Below are 14,685 nucleotides of genomic sequence, written 5' to 3'. Positions count from 1 at the left end.
TTCGTTTCCCCCTAATAATAGAAAAAGAAAAACATGATAACATAAACGTATTACCAAATTTAAATATTAACGTGAGCAGGTTATTCATGCAAGCAGGATGATTGAAGATTATGTCTGCTTGACTTGTATCATAATTTTGGTGACATAATCCTCCTTATGATTCTTTACAACTGAATCATAGATATATTCTTCGAAAACATATTCACCTATCGTCACATTTAACTTTTCCATCTCTAAAAAAAGCCGGTTATAGGTGAGATGTATGGTGTGCTCATCCCCGATATGATAGCCGATGATAAAATCACCCTTAACACTTTTAAAATACGGATGTCCTTCTTTTGGATTTGGCTGTTCAATATATAAAAAGCTGTAATTGGTGTATTCACCTTTTAGTACTTGCTCTCGCTTCGTGATAACACCTATGGGATATCCGGTATCAAGATGTGATTCGTTCAATTCATTTAGAAAGTCTGAAACAACTTCGACAAATTCCTCTTCTGTTATATTTTCAATGTTTCTACTTAAATAAAGTGTTTTTTCTGGTAATGGTTCAAGTGTAATTTGATGAAAATCAAGGTGTGACGCTTCTTCTATTAATGCTATTTGTGCCTCGATAAACTTTTCCTTCATTTCTATCTCCTGACGCTTTTTCACAATCTCATCTTTCTTTTGATACATTAACGACAAATAACTTTCAGGAGATTTCGTTTGCATATAGAGTTGAATATCGTTAAGCGACATATCAAGATCTTTTAATAAATCGATAACAAAGAATAACTCGATTTGGTGAATTGAATAATAACGGTACCCTTTTTCATTTTTCAATATCGGCGATAAGAGTCCAATTTGATCATAATAAAAGAGAGTCTGTTTGTTTACTTTACAAAGCTTCGCAAATTCGCCCGTAGTTAAATATTTCCCAGTCTTTTGATTCATTTTTTACAGCACCACCCTTGACTATATAGTAACTATATACACTAGGATGGGGATTGTAAACAACAAGTGTTTGGTTAAGGAGAATATAGAAGATGAAGTCTCAAAAAGTCACTTTAGGATTATTATTACTGAATTTATTCATAGCTTTTTTGGGGATTGGACTTGTGATTCCAGTTTTACCAACGCTGATGAATGAATTAGGCATAACAGGAACAACCATTGGTTATTTAACAGCCGCTTTCGCCATTGCTCAATTGATTGTTTCACCATTTGCAGGGAAAGCAGTGGATCAATTCGGCAGGAAAATTATGATTGTCATTGGCTTATTTATTTTCGGCATATCTGAATTTTTATTTGGAATCGGCAAAGAAATAGAAATGTTATTTTTCTCCCGTATTTTAGGTGGAATTAGCGCTGCCTTCATTATGCCGGCAGTTACTGCTTATATTGCAGATATCACAACTTTGGATACTCGTCCCAAAGCACTTGGTTATATGTCAGCTGCTATTAGTACCGGATTTATCATTGGTCCGGGTATTGGTGGATTCTTAGCCGAATTTGGAACACGTGTACCATTTTTATTCGCAGGTGCACTTGGTACAATCGCTGGTATTCTTTCGATTATTTTATTATCTGAGCCAAATCGTCCAGGGGAAAATAATGAACAAGTCTCAGAAACGAAGAATAGTTTCAAACGTGTACTTGAACCAAAATATTTCCTAGCATTTGTTTTAATTTTTATTGGCTCATTTGGTTTAGCAGCTTTTGAATCGTTCTTTAGTTTATTTGTTGACCACAAATTTCAATTTAAACCATCGGATATAGCCATTGTTATCACAGGTGGTGCTATTATTGGTGCAGTTTCACAAGTCATTTTATTTGATAGACTTACGCGAATTTGGGGTGAAATTAAACTGATCCGCTACAGCTTACTTTTATCTGCCGTGCTGGTCTTTTTAATGACCGTTGTTCATTCGTATTTCTCTATTTTACTTGTTACCTTTATTGTTTTTGTAGGATTCGATTTATTCCGACCAGCAGTAACTTCCTATCTTTCAAATATCGCTGGAAATGAACAAGGGTTTGTTGGAGGAATGAACTCAATGTTTACCAGTTTGGCGAATATTAGTGGTCCCATTCTAGGGGGGATCTTATTTGATATAGATATTAACTACCCTTACTACTTTGCGACTGTCATATTAGCGTTGGGAATCGTTATAACATGGTTCTGGAAAAAACAAGAAAATCGTTCTTCCATCAAAGTGAAGGCTAGTTAATAATAAAAATTTACTTCACCTAATCTAGAATTGTGCGGAAACTAGTTTCAATAATATATCAAGGCTGTTTGTAGTAAAATGATCATTAATGGGGACAAAGAATTTACGTGTGGAGGGTACACTGTTGTTGCAAGATATAGTTATAAGAAAATCAAAAGAATCGGATCTAAATTCCATACTAGAAATTTATAATCAAGGCATAGAAGACAGAATAGCAACATTAGAGGTTGAAACTAAAAGTTACTCCTACATGATGAGTTGGTATGAAAATCATCAAGGCCGTTTTTCAGTAATTGTCGCTGAAATTGAAGGAAAAGTAGTAGGCTGGGCTTCGTTAAATCAATATAACAACCGAAGTGCATATGACGGGGTGGCCGATCTATCAGTCTATATTTCCAGGGATTATAGAGGTAAAGGTGTTGGAAAGAAGCTTCTAGCAAAACTTGAAACCCTTGCTAAAGAAAATGGATTTCATAAAATCATCCTGTTTACCTTCCCTTTTAATCAATTAGGACAGGGTTTATATAAAAAAATGGGATTTCGTGTTGTAGGGGTATTTGAAAACCAAGGAAAGCTAGATGGAGAATTTGTTGATGTAATGGCAATGGAGAAATTATTGTAAACTGTAAAAAAGAGATTGATCACTACGGTTATCAATCTTTATTTTTACAATATCTTTACATTAAAATCTTGATTTCCACTGTTTTTTATTTTAACATATAAGCAAATAGTTATATATCCGTTTGAATGGACAATAAACAGCAATGAAATGAATAAATCTACTCGATGCAACAAAAAATTTAAAAATGTAAATAATTCTTAGAATTTATATAAGCAAATTATTATTTACTTATATGTGGTAAGGAGGTGCTTAGTAAATTGACATCAATCATTGAATTAGAGCGTGCGGCAAATGTTTTGAAATTATTAGGTGATAAAACGCGTTTAACCATTATGGGGATTTTAAAACAACGTGAGTGCTGTGTATGTGAATTTCTTGAAGTGTTTGAAATGAGTCAGCCTTCTATCAGCCAGCATCTTCGCAAGTTAAAGGATGCAGGAATGGTTAAGGAAGAGCGGAGGGGCCAATGGATTTATTATTCATTGAACACTCAGAATGAGTTCTATGGACTTATTGAAGATGTTTTGGAACATGTACCAGAGCAGATAGATAAAATTAAAATGATCGAAAAAGCGAACCCGACACTTCAGTGTGGATGTTAGTTTTTTTTAGATGGGAGTTAGGAATTAGAATAAAACAGCCAAGGCATAACATATTCTTTCCTATTCCTTTTACTAATCGATATAAGCAAAGACTTATATTATAGGAGGTAATTTTATGAGTAAAGTAGAAATTTTTGACCCAGCATTGTGTTGTCCTACGGGTGTCTGTGGTCCCAGTGTTGACCCTGAATTAACGAGAGTGGCAACTGCAATCTTTTTATTAGAGAAAAAAGGCTTTGATATTAAACGGTATAATCTTGGGACTGAACCGGCCCAATTTGTTGAAAACACAGAGGTAAACAAAGTCCTTCATGAAAAGGGACCAGATTTACTGCCCGTTACCATTTTGGATGGCAAAATTGCTAGGATTGGTATTTACCCCACCAACGAAGAATTTGCGGAATGGTTTGGCGTAAATGTGGAGGAGCTTTCTAAAAAGCATAAGGTTAGTCTAAAAATAGAATTAAAATAATCGAGTTAGAAAGAAGTGTAGATATGTTCCAACCTTTCGATACAAAGATGATTGTAAATACAAAATTTTTATTCTTCACAGGCAAAGGAGGCGTAGGAAAGACTTCAACAGCATGTGCAACGGCTGTTACATTAGCAGACGAAGGCAAAAAGGTACTAATTGTTAGTACAGATCCTGCGTCTAATTTACAGGATGTATTAGAAGTCGGTCTCACCAATATTCCAATGGCAATTCAAAGTGTACCCAATCTTAATGCTTGTAATCTTGACCCAGATGAAGCAGCAAGAGCATACCGAAACAAAATGGTTGGACCATATCGTGGGAAACTCCCTGACGCAGTTGTAGCGAACATGGAGGAACAATTGTCAGGTGCATGTACAGTTGAAATAGCAGCATTTAATGAATTTACAAAATTGCTAGCGGATCCATCAGTTGTTGACGCATACGAGCATATCATCTTTGATACAGCTCCTACGGGACATACGCTTCGACTTCTGCAGCTGCCAACTGCCTGGAGTGGGTTTTTAGAAGAAAACACACATGGAGCTTCTTGTTTAGGACCTTTATCTGGGTTGTCTGAAAAGAAACAAATTTATTCTATTACAATGGACGCACTTTCTGATGCAACGAAAACAACCCTTATTCTTGTAGCAAGACCCGATGAGTCGTCCTTACTTGAGGCAAACCGTGCATCAAAAGAGCTAAAAGAGATTGGTATCACAAACCAGGCTCTGATCATAAACGGACTAATGCAATCCTATCTACCTGAAGATAAAATTTCCTCTTCCTTTTATGAACGACAACGTAAAGCGATAAAACAAATGCCAAATGATTTAAAACAAGTTGTCACGTATTCGTTGCCATTTGTATCGTATTCTTTAACAGGTATTCAGAACCTACGTTATTTATTTAAGCAATACACAATGCCAGCACAACAATCGGATGTGAAAGGCAAATCCATATCTTTACCTGACTTAAGTAAAGTGATTGAAGATTTCACAAACAACAATACTAGAGTGATTTTCACCATGGGTAAAGGTGGGGTTGGAAAGACAACAATGGCGTCTGCAATCGCCGTTGGGTTAGTAGCGAAAGGTCATAAAGTACATTTAACAACAACAGACCCAGCAGCACATTTGGAGTTTGTTTTCCAAAATAGTGGAATAAGTGACCAATTGACCATAACCCGTATTAATCCAGCAGAAGAAGTAGAGGCATATAAAGCAGAAGTTTTATCCAAGGTGAGCGATGAGTTGGATGAAGCAGCAATTGCCTTTATAGAAGAGGATTTAAACTCCCCTTGTACGGTAGAGATTGCCGTTTTCCGTGCATTTGCGGAAGTTGTGGCAAGATTACAAGAGGAAATTGTAGTCATTGATACTGCACCAACAGGACATACACTTCTGTTACTAGACGCTGCGCAGTCTTATCATAAAGAACTGGCTCGTTCGACGGGAGAAATACCAGAAAGTGTGAAAATGTTACTTCCTCGATTAAGGAATCCTAAAGAAACGAGCGTGGTGATTGTAACCTTAGCAGAAGCAACTCCGGTTCTTGAAGCTAGCCGTTTACAGGATGATTTAAAGCGGGCAGATATTATTCCAAAATGGTGGGTCATTAATCAAAGCCTTTATGCAGCCGAAACGAAAGATCCTATATTAAAAGGAAGGGCACGAGCTGAAGAAGGCTGGATTCAAAAGGTAACCACTGAATTAGCTGAAAAATGTGCCATGGTACCTTTAATGACTGAAGAAATTACTGGTTATGAACAGTTAAAAAAGGTGATTAATTTGGAGGTAGCACATTGACATCAGTTATATTAGCATCCGTGATTTTCTTATTAACACTTATTTTAGTAATATGGCAGCCGAAAGGATTGTCCATTGGGTGGTCTGCCTGTGGTGGGGCTATCTTAGCTCTTATTGTAGGAGTGGTTGATTTTCATGATGTAATGGATGTAACATCTATTGTTTGGAATGCAACGTTAGCATTTGTTGCCATTATTATTATTTCACTCATTTTGGACGAAATTGGATTTTTTGAGTGGGCTGCTCTGCATATGGCAAAAGCAGCAAAAGGTAATGGAGTTCTAATGTTTGTTTATGTTTCGATATTAGGCGCATTGGTAGCCGCATTTTTTGCTAATGATGGAGCCGCTCTTATATTAACTCCCATCGTTTTGGCAATGGTGAGAAACTTAAAATTTGAAGAAAAAATGGTTTTTCCATTTATTATGGCAAGTGGTTTTATTGCGGATACAACATCATTGCCACTCGTTGTCAGTAATTTAGTAAACATTGTGTCTGCTGACTTTTTTGGGATTGGATTTGCTGAATTTGCTTCAAGAATGATTGTTCCTAACCTTTTTTCATTAGGAGCAAGTATTCTTGTGTTATTTCTATATTTCCGAAAAAACATTCCAAAACAATATGATTTGACACAATTAAAGAAGCCAGTTGAAGCCATTCGAGATGTAAGAATGTTTCGGTTGTCATGGGTCGTGTTAGGGATCCTTTTAATCGGGTATTTCCTAAGTGAGTTTTTAAATATTCCAGTTTCTATTATTGCTGGTATTGTGGCTGTTTTCTTCTTATTTATGGGTAGAAGAAGTCCAGCGATTGAAACAAAGAAAGTGATCAAAGGAGCACCATGGGCAATTGTATTTTTCTCAATTGGAATGTATGTGGTGGTGTATGGGTTAAGAAATGTTGGTTTAACGAATGTGTTAGCAGATTTAATTCAAATAACAGCTGATCAAGGTCTATTTGCAGCAACAATTGGGATGGGTTTCATCGCTGCCATCCTTTCTTCCATCATGAATAACATGCCGACGGTGATGATTGATGCATTAGCGATAGCAGACACCAACACAAGCGGTGTAGTAAGAGAAGCACTTATTTATGCCAATGTAATTGGGTCAGATTTGGGTCCTAAAATAACTCCGATTGGTTCACTTGCGACCTTATTATGGTTACACGTGTTATCCCTTAAAGGGGTAAAGATTTCTTGGGGAACGTACTTTAAAACAGGTATTGTATTAACGATCCCAACACTTTTTATTACATTAGCGGGTCTTTATATTTGGTTGTTGCTTATTTAAAAAATGAATTAACAAAAAGGAGAAATTAACATGTCAAAAAAATCAATTTATTTTCTATGCACAGGTAATTCGTGCCGAAGTCAAATGGCGGAAGGATGGGCAAAGAAACATTTAGGTGATGAGTGGGAAGTAAGAAGTGCTGGGATTGAAGCACACGGTTTAAATCCGAATGCGGTGAAAGCGATGAAAGAAGCTGGAATTGATATTTCAAATCAAACTTCTGATATTATCGATTCAGAAATCCTAAACCATGCTGATCTTGTTGTAACATTATGCGGAGATGCGGCAGATAAATGCCCAGTAACACCACCAACAGTGAAAAGAGTACACTGGGGATTTGACGATCCTGCCAAAGCTGAAGGGACCGAAGAGGAAAAATGGGCATTTTTCCAGCGAGTTCGTGATGAAATTGGAGACCGAATCAAACGATTTGCTGAAACTGGTGAGTAAAAAGTACTTGGAAAGCTAGGAGTGATATCTCTGGCTTGCAATTCAAATCTATTTCTTTAATAAGAAAGAACAGTTAAGATAAGAACGTGAATTATTTGAAAGGTGATGGGGAAATGAATATTACAGATCAAGCCCGTGTTGTATTGAAGCAATTGCTTCAAGATAACGGTGCAAAGAACATTCGTGTCTATTTTGCAGGAATATCTTGAGGACAGCCAAAAGTGGGACTGGCTCTGGATGAGCCAGAAGAAAAGGATAAAGTAGTAAACATTAATGAAGTAGTGGTGGCGATTGATCCCGATATTGAGATATATACTGAAAATCTTACTTTAGATTTCAGTCAAGAAGCTAATGGGCTTGTGTTAGCAGGAAATGAAAGTAATTGTTGTTAAATAACTTCGAAGGAGTAGTTAGATAAGAAAAACTAACTACTCCTACACTTAACATATTAATCAAAGAAAATTGATGTATGAATTAAAAAATTAGCAACAGGTTGGTTTAAACACGCAGCAAAGTTCATGCGATAGTAAATGATTTAGTTCCTCTTGATTCAATTCATAATAACTCCATGTACCTCTTGTTTCTTTTGTAATAATCTTGGCGTCTAATAAAATCTTCAAATGGTAAGAGAGCTTCGATTGAGCCATATCAACCATTGGAGCTAGATCACAAACACACATCGCACCTTCTCGAGTTAAAATATTCATAATCTGCAGTCTCTTTTTATCAGCAATGGCCTTAAATTTTAACTCATACTTTTCAAAGAATGAATCCATGGATATATCTTGTACTTGAATTTCGTCATTCATCAATTTCACCCTTTTTAAATCAAATAATCTTGATATTTTTATCATATATCCAATATTTTCATGAGTCAATCTCTTTAATCAAAAAAAATTGATTTTTTCATCAACTTTTTTTGATTAATGGGTTGTAATTAGAAAAATTTGCTAATATACTTAGGTTGTTAAATCAAAAAAAATTGATTTATGAATTTAAAATTAAGAAAAATTGATTTAACAATTATCTTAGTTGCTAACTTACCTTTTATTCAATTATTTGGAGGGATATTTATGAAAATGCATGTTGGTATCAATGTCACAGATTTAAATGAGTCGATCGAATTTTATTCAAAGGTTTTTAACACAGACCCAGTAAAGGTAAAACCAGAATATGCCAAGTTTTTACTAGATAATCCAGGCCTCAACTTCACTTTAAATCTAAAGGACCAAGTTTCAGGAAATCAGGTTGGACATTTTGGTTTTCAAGTAGATAATCTTGAAGAAGTCCTTCTTCAGAAAGAGCGGTTAGAGAAATTAGGCTTTTTTGCAAGAGAAGAAATGGACGTTACCTGTTGTTATGCTACTCAAGATAAATTTTGGGTTACCGATCCAAACGGGAATGAGTGGGAGTTTTTCTATACAAAAGGTGATGTAGAGAGCAGGGCAATTGATTCATCTTGCTGCACTACTCAACCAGTAAAAGTAGAAATCAAATCCTCTTCATCATCTTGTTGTTCATAACTTATTGTGACTTAAATGCTCTAAGCTTCTGAGTAAATGAATTTAAGGCTTCCTTTTTTGTTAGGGAAGCCTTTTGTCAATTTTAAAGGGGGAGAACAATGATTTACGATGTTCTTGTTATCCCTTGTAAATTTAAACCTGGGAGCGAACTATATGTACGGGGTGTAACAAGGTTAAGGAGTCATACCTATTTCTCCAGCTCCCTCCAATTTTACTTTCTTTATCTACTATAAGGAAAGATAAATTCGTTTGTTTCAAGTAATATCCCATTGCAAGCCCTGCTTGCCCCGCACCAGCAAAAACATTTTTACTTCCCATTCAGCATAATACTTTTGTGACAAAGTTGGAAAAGAAGACCGATTTATTTTGTCCACTACCCAGGGTGAATTCCAAAGTAAAAACGTGATTGTAGCAACTGGTCCTTTCCAAGAACCATCCATTCCAAAATTTTCACAGTTTCTATCGGATAACATTCTTCAACTTCATTCATCAGACTATAAAAATCCTAATCAATTACAGGATGGACCGTCACTTGTAGTTGGAGGAGGGAACTCAGGGGCACAAATAGCAGTCGAAATCTCACGAGGAAGAAAAGTTTATCTGTCAGTTGGCCAGTCATTAAGATTTTTGCCACAGGATATAGGGTCCAAAAGTATATTTTGTTGGTTTGATAAATTTGGAGTTTTAAAGGCAAATGTAAATAGTAAAATGGGTCAATTTATCAAGAATAAACCTGATCCGATTTTTGGTTTTGAGCTTAAGTCACAGCTCAAAAGTGGAGATATTATTCTTAAACCAAGAGTAACGTCAGCTGATAGAAGTCAAGTATCCTTTAAAGATGCTACTCGTTTGGAAGTATCTAATGTCATTTGGTCCACTGGGTTCCAGTCAGATTATCGCTGGATTAAGATTCCTTCGATTTTTAATGAAAAGGGGATGCCGATTCATAATAGAGGCATTACATCCATGAAAGGACTCTACTTTTTAGGGCTGTCATGGCAATATCGTAGAGGTTCAGTCTTACTCCAAGGTGTTGGAGATGACGCTGAGTATTTACTTAAAATGCTATTTTAGCATAGAGAAAGCATTGGATATCTTGAAAAAGAATGTAAATGGACTAACGAACTCTCAGGAATATCCCAGTAGTTTTATCTCATTGGTACTGTAATATTTATTGTTGTATACTAGAGGGAGACTTCAGGATGAAAGGTAGAATAATATGAAAAAATTTCCCATTACCATTCCCATTATGATTATTGTTATGGTAATAGCGATGTGGATGCTTGAGAAGGACTACTCCGAAATTAACTTGATGACCAGAATAATGATTTCAATAGGTGCAGGAATCTTTTCTGGGTTAATTTCGTTCTTTTTATTTAGGTTTGACAAAGGTAATGATAAGTAATTACTTAAAAAGAGTTTCTCTTAAAAGAAAAACTCTTTTTCTGTGTAGACATATATAATTGATGGGAATCCAACGACACCGCCAATGTTATTAATGTGAGAAGTGTGGTGGTCAAATGTACCCAAAATATTACAAAGGAATAAATAGCATAGAACACAAAATTTCGGATGTTCTTTAAACAAAAAAGGACCGGGCTGGTTCACCCGGTTGGCTGAAAACCTAAATTACTTATGAAAAATGATCCGCTTATTTCCAAAACGTTGTAAGAAATTTACTACCTATAAACTCTTCAGCAAGTATAGAATAATTATTCCTCTGATTATATCTTTTTCGAATCATTTCCATTAATCTGAGTGGAATTGGTTTCCCCTCAATTAAATGGTAATACTGATCATATGCTTTTTTTAAATGCTCCCATCTTAAATCATTTCCAGGTTGAACATATTCGGAAACATCAATTATTTTTGCTCTGCCATTTTGTAGAAAAACATTTTTCAAATGGATGTCACGAGGATTTAATCCTTTTTGACGCGCATACTCTCTTGCATGGTCAACATCTTTTATAATCTGTTTTGGAATCGGTATACCTTGAAGTAAACAATCATATAAAGTGATTCCTTCCTCGAAATTTAGAACAAGGTAATTATCTTTGAAACCAAAACATGTTGAAAAATAGGGGGAGTCATTTAATAATTCATAGACTTTCTTTTCTATTTGAATTTTAGCGATTTTATCATCCGCATACATTTTAAATGCATAGGCTGGATTTTCAAGGGATTGAAATACAGCTGCATCCGTCCCTATACCCATACACCTTAAATGATTAGAGGATCCATGGATCGAAACAGGTTCGTTGTTTGGGTTTGATGAAATCGAGATTTCTGATAAATTTTTATCAGCAAATATCCAATCCTCTTTCATGATTATCCTCTCCTTTGAAGGTTTTTCGGTACTTGCTATTGGCGCAAATCTAAATTTATAAAATTATATAAACGATAGTTTAAATATCTAGTGTACTCCACTAAGTTTTCCTGCTGCTTACATTTTGCCCACAGCTTGTACAATCAAAATCGTTCATTTCATCCGTTATCTAATTGAGATATTTCCGTTTTTGCATTTAGTCTTTTGGTAAGTTTATGTCTATTTTCCTTATATAAATAGATGATTTCTAGTAAAGAAATACATATCACTAGCCAAACACTTCCAGCTATCAATCCTGCCAGCACATCAGAAGGATAATGCACTCCCAGATAAACACGACTTATACCAATTAATAAAATAACGAGAGAAAGCAAAATTCCCAAGCCTAACTTTGAAAAAGGCCTTCGTTTACTTCGCAATACTAAATAGCCTAAAAACCCGTAATATGTCATACTGCCCATGGAATGCCCGCTTGGAAAACTGAAACCATCCGCCTCGATGATTCGATTGATGTTGGGACGTTCTCTCTCAAAAAGGTTCTCAACAAAAGATTTAATAGACCTCCGCCTGCTACAGTAATAAAGTACAATCGCATTCCCCAAACATCTTTACGCTTCACGAATAGCCAAATCATACTAATTACTAGAAGAATACTAAGCATAAACTTGGAGCCCAATTCCGTCACAAACAGCATGAATCCATCAATTGTTGGTGAAGAATAATATCCGATAGTATCAATAACGTTCTGATCAAATAGGTATGGCTTCTTTTCTATAAAATCGGTTGATAAACTACTAAATATGTATAAACAAATAGTAGAAAATAACAGGCCAGTAATTGCCCACATAGTTACATGGGGTAGGGAAGACATAGCCTCTTTACGTTTTCGAATCAATATACTTCACTCCTATCTATCAATATGTTTAAATATATAAATTAATAACGTTCCCGAAAGTGAAAAAACCTTTACTATTGTAGTAAAGGTTTAAAAATAAAAAGAGACCTTTACCAAGTATACTGGTAAAGGTCTCGCTAGCAATTGACATTGCCAACAAAGCCGGGGACTCTCATCCCGGAATGACGACTTTGTTGTTAAAGCTACTCCCCTTTGGAGAATCACGTTCATTTATATTATTAACATTGTAACGTTAAAAAAATTGAAAGTCAAAAGATATGTATAACTACTAATTACGGACGAAGGTGTTTTTTATTCAAAAGGGTGCGAAGGGTTCAGGGGGTATTCACGAGTTTTCCAGCCAAGCGGGGTGTTATAAGCAGGGAAGAATTTGACTCATTGTTTTTTGGATGATTATCATGATAAGGGAATAGACTTGTTTTTATGTGAAGTTTTCCTATCTCATTTACGAATTGCCTTAGTTCAATATGAACTAAGGCTTAATTCTTTCATATTCTAGAGTATTTTCACACTAACAGGGTAAAGATAGGGTTCTTTAGGTTCCTTAATTTTTTTCCAATTGGTAATTTTTATGATGGGAAGTTCGGTTCCATTATAGGTTGTCGTGTCCAAAACACCTTCAACATCAATCCATGTATTCATTTCAAGTGATGAGGCCTCTGGCAATTCTGATATAAACCCAATAATGCCTGCATCAGCGACACAATGAGTAATCATAAATCTCGCTATCACCAGCTGATCCTTTTGAAGCCCTTCTTCTTTATAAACAAAGCCCTTTATCTTGATCTCTCTACCTCTATATTTATCGAAGTCCATATTGATTTCATCGTAATAGCTAGAAAAAAGATCATCGTTCATCTCGATAATTGAACTTTGTTGTAGTTGCTGTTGTAATTGTTCATATTCTTCTTTTGTATAGACTTTTGGAACACTCAAACGAGATTGATTGATAAGATTCTCTTCAATAGATGGTTCTCCTGCATCATTAGTGGTCGGAGTTGTCTTTTGCTCTTGTTTTTGCGTTTGATTCATTATAACAGCCATACCTCCTTTTTTTTCAGCAATGGAGGCGTCCAGGACCTTTGCAGGGAGCAGGAATCCGGTGACCAACGGAAAAACAATAATTAGATATGCGATTAATTTTCTTATATTAAAAGGAGAATCACCATGATCATGGCTACAGTTATGGTCATGATCATCGTGATGGCAATGATGATGATGGCTAGTTTCTTTTACCGTCCATATTCTTGTGGTTTGGATAATAAACAAAATTAAAAATAATACAGAAGCGGACTGGCTTAAACCCTCATATTTTGGATTAATAAACTTTGTCATTTCGCCGCTAAAATGCAGTTTCAATAGTAAAACTGAAAATGCCAGTAAAATAAACGCTCTGACAGCCTGTTGAAAATGGAATTTCACTCCTCTTCCCCCTAAATAAAGCTTTGTACAAGCATCATCGTAATGAAGACAATCGATATAATTAACGCCAAAACACCCATAACAAACTTCACTCGAAATACGCTAAGCATCATAAGGGTATTTTTTAAATCCATCATTGGACCGAATACCAAAAATCCTAAAATAGCTGAAGTTGGGAAAATACTGCTAAAGGAAGCACCAATAAATGCATCTGCTTCAGAACATAGTGATAAAAAGTAAGCTAATCCCATCATGATACCGATAGAAGATACAGTTCCGCTTCCAGCTTCCAATAGAGCTTTTGCCGGCATATAGGTTTGAACAAAAGCAGCTAAAAATGCTCCCATAACTAGATACTTCCCCATATCAAAAAACTCATCAATCGAATGGGTCAGCATCTCCCAAAATCTATTTGTAAAAGGTTCCTTTTTAGAATGGGAGTGAGAGGGGCCTGTAGGGATGGTGGATTTAAATTGATTTCCTTTAAATATCAAGCTGACAACAAAAGCAACCATAATAGCGATAAAAAAACCTAAACCCATTCTTAATCCCGCAATCTTAAAATCGTTCCCAAATGCCATGAATGTAGAGGCTATGACAATGGGATTAATAAGAGGACCTGTTAGCATAAATCCTATGGCCGCATGAATGGGTACACCTTTTCCTACGAGACGACGGACAATGGGTACAATTCCACATTCGCATGCTGGAAAGAGGGCTCCTATAACACAACTCATGATGATCGCCAAATACTTATTTTTTGGAATCCAGCGTCGAATATGTTCTTCGGTTACAAAAATTTGAATCACACCTGCGATGAGGACTCCAATTAAAACAAAAGGAAGTGCCTCTATTAAAATACTTAGAAATATCGTGTTTAGATTTAACAAAGACTGAGGCAGCTCGAATGAAAGTTTAAAACTAGTACTGAAAGAAACAAGCAGCAGGGCTAAACCGATAAGGATTATACCTGTAATATCTATGATATTAGTGCGGAAAATACGCTGCATAATTACCTCCCATAAATGTAGTATTTAAT

Annotated in this window: 18 protein-coding genes and 1 pseudogene; 11 read left to right on the top strand and 8 right to left on the bottom strand. The window is 35.7% G+C overall.

Annotated elements, in window-relative coordinates; translation table 11 throughout:
- Positions 1–108 precede the first annotated feature (108 nt).
- Positions 109–936 (bottom strand): MerR family transcriptional regulator, encoded by an 828-nt coding sequence (locus AC2TFD_RS19250; RefSeq protein ID WP_484673780.1) that lies wholly within the window; start codon positions 934–936, stop codon positions 109–111.
- A gap of 92 nt (positions 937–1,028) precedes the next feature.
- Here AC2TFD_RS19250 and norA point away from each other — a divergent pair, with 92 nt between their 5' ends.
- The 8 genes from norA to AC2TFD_RS19210 all read left to right on the top strand — a co-directional run bounded on the left by norA (position 1,029) and on the right by AC2TFD_RS19210 (position 7,851).
- Positions 1,029–2,213, top strand: coding sequence for a multidrug efflux MFS transporter NorA (norA, locus tag AC2TFD_RS19245; protein ID WP_484673779.1), 1,185 nt, complete (start codon positions 1,029–1,031; stop codon positions 2,211–2,213).
- Positions 2,214–2,340: 127 nt separating this feature from the next.
- Positions 2,341–2,835: an arsinothricin resistance N-acetyltransferase ArsN1 family A gene (locus tag AC2TFD_RS19240; protein WP_484676347.1), complete on the top strand. Its 495-nt coding sequence runs from the start codon at positions 2,341–2,343 to the stop codon at positions 2,833–2,835.
- Between the two features lie 257 nt (positions 2,836–3,092).
- Positions 3,093–3,437 (top strand): ArsR/SmtB family transcription factor, encoded by a 345-nt coding sequence (locus tag AC2TFD_RS19235; RefSeq protein ID WP_335512398.1) that lies wholly within the window; start codon positions 3,093–3,095, stop codon positions 3,435–3,437.
- 115 nt (positions 3,438–3,552) lie between these two features.
- On the top strand, positions 3,553–3,909 hold the full coding sequence (gene arsD, locus AC2TFD_RS19230) for an arsenite efflux transporter metallochaperone ArsD (protein ID WP_484673778.1): 357 nt from the start codon (positions 3,553–3,555) through the stop codon (positions 3,907–3,909).
- Positions 3,910–3,932: 23 nt separating this feature from the next.
- Entirely contained in the window at positions 3,933–5,717 is a 1,785-nt protein-coding gene (arsA, locus tag AC2TFD_RS19225) for an arsenical pump-driving ATPase (protein WP_484673777.1), read from the top strand.
- Positions 5,714–7,009, top strand: coding sequence for an arsenic transporter (locus tag AC2TFD_RS19220; protein ID WP_484673776.1), 1,296 nt, complete (start codon positions 5,714–5,716; stop codon positions 7,007–7,009). The genes arsA and AC2TFD_RS19220 overlap by 4 nt, the downstream gene beginning before the upstream one ends.
- Before the next feature lie 30 nt (positions 7,010–7,039).
- Positions 7,040–7,459 carry an arsenate reductase (thioredoxin) gene (gene arsC, locus AC2TFD_RS19215; RefSeq protein ID WP_335512390.1) on the top strand — a complete coding sequence of 140 codons (420 nt, stop codon included), beginning with the start codon at positions 7,040–7,042 and terminating at the stop codon, positions 7,457–7,459.
- A 221-nt stretch (positions 7,460–7,680) separates the two neighbouring features.
- Positions 7,681–7,851: a hypothetical protein gene (locus tag AC2TFD_RS19210; RefSeq protein WP_335512388.1), complete on the top strand. Its 171-nt coding sequence runs from the start codon at positions 7,681–7,683 to the stop codon at positions 7,849–7,851.
- A 90-nt stretch (positions 7,852–7,941) separates the two neighbouring features.
- On the opposite strand, the gene AC2TFD_RS19205 is transcribed toward AC2TFD_RS19210, so the two are convergent.
- Positions 7,942–8,268, bottom strand: coding sequence for an ArsR/SmtB family transcription factor (locus AC2TFD_RS19205; RefSeq protein ID WP_335512386.1), 327 nt, complete (start codon positions 8,266–8,268; stop codon positions 7,942–7,944).
- 264 nt (positions 8,269–8,532) lie between these two features.
- On the opposite strand from AC2TFD_RS19205, the gene AC2TFD_RS19200 reads away from it, so the two are divergent.
- Positions 8,533–8,982: an ArsI/CadI family heavy metal resistance metalloenzyme gene (locus AC2TFD_RS19200; protein WP_484673775.1), complete on the top strand. Its 450-nt coding sequence runs from the start codon at positions 8,533–8,535 to the stop codon at positions 8,980–8,982.
- 121 nt (positions 8,983–9,103) lie between these two features.
- On the opposite strand, the pseudogene AC2TFD_RS19195 reads toward AC2TFD_RS19200, so the two are convergent.
- A pseudogene (locus AC2TFD_RS19195) lies at positions 9,104–9,300 on the bottom strand (NAD(P)-binding protein); the annotation flags it as partial.
- A 48-nt stretch (positions 9,301–9,348) separates the two neighbouring features.
- Here AC2TFD_RS19195 and AC2TFD_RS19190 point away from each other — a divergent pair.
- Together AC2TFD_RS19190 and AC2TFD_RS19185 are read left to right on the top strand one after the other, a co-directional pair.
- A complete protein-coding gene (locus AC2TFD_RS19190; RefSeq protein WP_484673774.1) occupies positions 9,349–10,056 on the top strand; it encodes an NAD(P)-binding domain-containing protein in 708 nt (235 codons plus the stop codon).
- A 145-nt stretch (positions 10,057–10,201) separates the two neighbouring features.
- Positions 10,202–10,387, top strand: a complete 186-nt coding sequence (locus AC2TFD_RS19185) for a histidine kinase (RefSeq protein ID WP_335512381.1) — start codon at positions 10,202–10,204, stop codon at positions 10,385–10,387.
- Positions 10,388–10,633: 246 nt separating this feature from the next.
- On the opposite strand, the gene AC2TFD_RS19180 is transcribed toward AC2TFD_RS19185, so the two are convergent.
- The 5 genes from AC2TFD_RS19180 to AC2TFD_RS19160 form a co-directional block, all read right to left on the bottom strand.
- The gene (locus AC2TFD_RS19180) at positions 10,634–11,308 is read right to left on the bottom strand and encodes a serine/threonine protein kinase (protein ID WP_335512379.1); all 675 of its coding nucleotides are present in this window, start codon (positions 11,306–11,308) and stop codon (positions 10,634–10,636) included.
- A gap of 158 nt (positions 11,309–11,466) precedes the next feature.
- Entirely contained in the window at positions 11,467–11,769 is a 303-nt protein-coding gene (locus AC2TFD_RS19175; protein ID WP_484673773.1) for a phosphatase PAP2 family protein, read from the bottom strand.
- Complete coding sequence (locus AC2TFD_RS19170) at positions 11,757–12,203, bottom strand: hypothetical protein (protein WP_484673772.1); 447 nt, start codon at positions 12,201–12,203, stop codon at positions 11,757–11,759. Before AC2TFD_RS19170 ends, AC2TFD_RS19175 begins: the two co-directional genes overlap by 13 nt.
- A gap of 516 nt (positions 12,204–12,719) precedes the next feature.
- Positions 12,720–13,646, bottom strand: a complete 927-nt coding sequence (locus AC2TFD_RS19165; protein WP_484673771.1) for a TIGR03943 family putative permease subunit — start codon at positions 13,644–13,646, stop codon at positions 12,720–12,722.
- Between the two features lie 11 nt (positions 13,647–13,657).
- Positions 13,658–14,656 carry a permease gene (locus tag AC2TFD_RS19160; protein WP_335567843.1) on the bottom strand — a complete coding sequence of 333 codons (999 nt, stop codon included), beginning with the start codon at positions 14,654–14,656 and terminating at the stop codon, positions 13,658–13,660.
- Positions 14,657–14,685: the final 29 nt, after the last annotated feature.

Source organism: Neobacillus sp. plas4 (genome assembly GCF_057221695.1).
This window is presented reverse-complemented; position numbering and strand designations above follow the sequence as displayed.

Excerpts from the sequence above, each read along its gene's own strand:
- arsA (WP_484673777.1), top strand. The coding sequence starts at position 3,933 with ATGTTCCAACCTTTCGATACAAAGATGATTGTAAATACAAAATTTTTA.
- AC2TFD_RS19180 (WP_335512379.1), bottom strand. The coding sequence starts at position 11,308 with ATGAAAGAGGATTGGATATTTGCTGATAAAAATTTATCAGAAATCTCG.
- AC2TFD_RS19185 (WP_335512381.1), top strand. The coding sequence starts at position 10,202 with ATGAAAAAATTTCCCATTACCATTCCCATTATGATTATTGTTATGGTA.
- AC2TFD_RS19175 (WP_484673773.1), bottom strand. The coding sequence starts at position 11,769 with ATGGGCAGTATGACATATTACGGGTTTTTAGGCTATTTAGTATTGCGA.
- AC2TFD_RS19250 (WP_484673780.1), bottom strand. The coding sequence starts at position 936 with ATGAATCAAAAGACTGGGAAATATTTAACTACGGGCGAATTTGCGAAG.
- AC2TFD_RS19200 (WP_484673775.1), top strand. The coding sequence starts at position 8,533 with ATGAAAATGCATGTTGGTATCAATGTCACAGATTTAAATGAGTCGATC.
- arsC (WP_335512390.1), top strand. The coding sequence starts at position 7,040 with ATGTCAAAAAAATCAATTTATTTTCTATGCACAGGTAATTCGTGCCGA.
- AC2TFD_RS19160 (WP_335567843.1), bottom strand. The coding sequence starts at position 14,656 with ATGCAGCGTATTTTCCGCACTAATATCATAGATATTACAGGTATAATC.
- AC2TFD_RS19205 (WP_335512386.1), bottom strand. The coding sequence starts at position 8,268 with ATGAATGACGAAATTCAAGTACAAGATATATCCATGGATTCATTCTTT.
- arsD (WP_484673778.1), top strand. The coding sequence starts at position 3,553 with ATGAGTAAAGTAGAAATTTTTGACCCAGCATTGTGTTGTCCTACGGGT.
- norA (WP_484673779.1), top strand. The coding sequence starts at position 1,029 with ATGAAGTCTCAAAAAGTCACTTTAGGATTATTATTACTGAATTTATTC.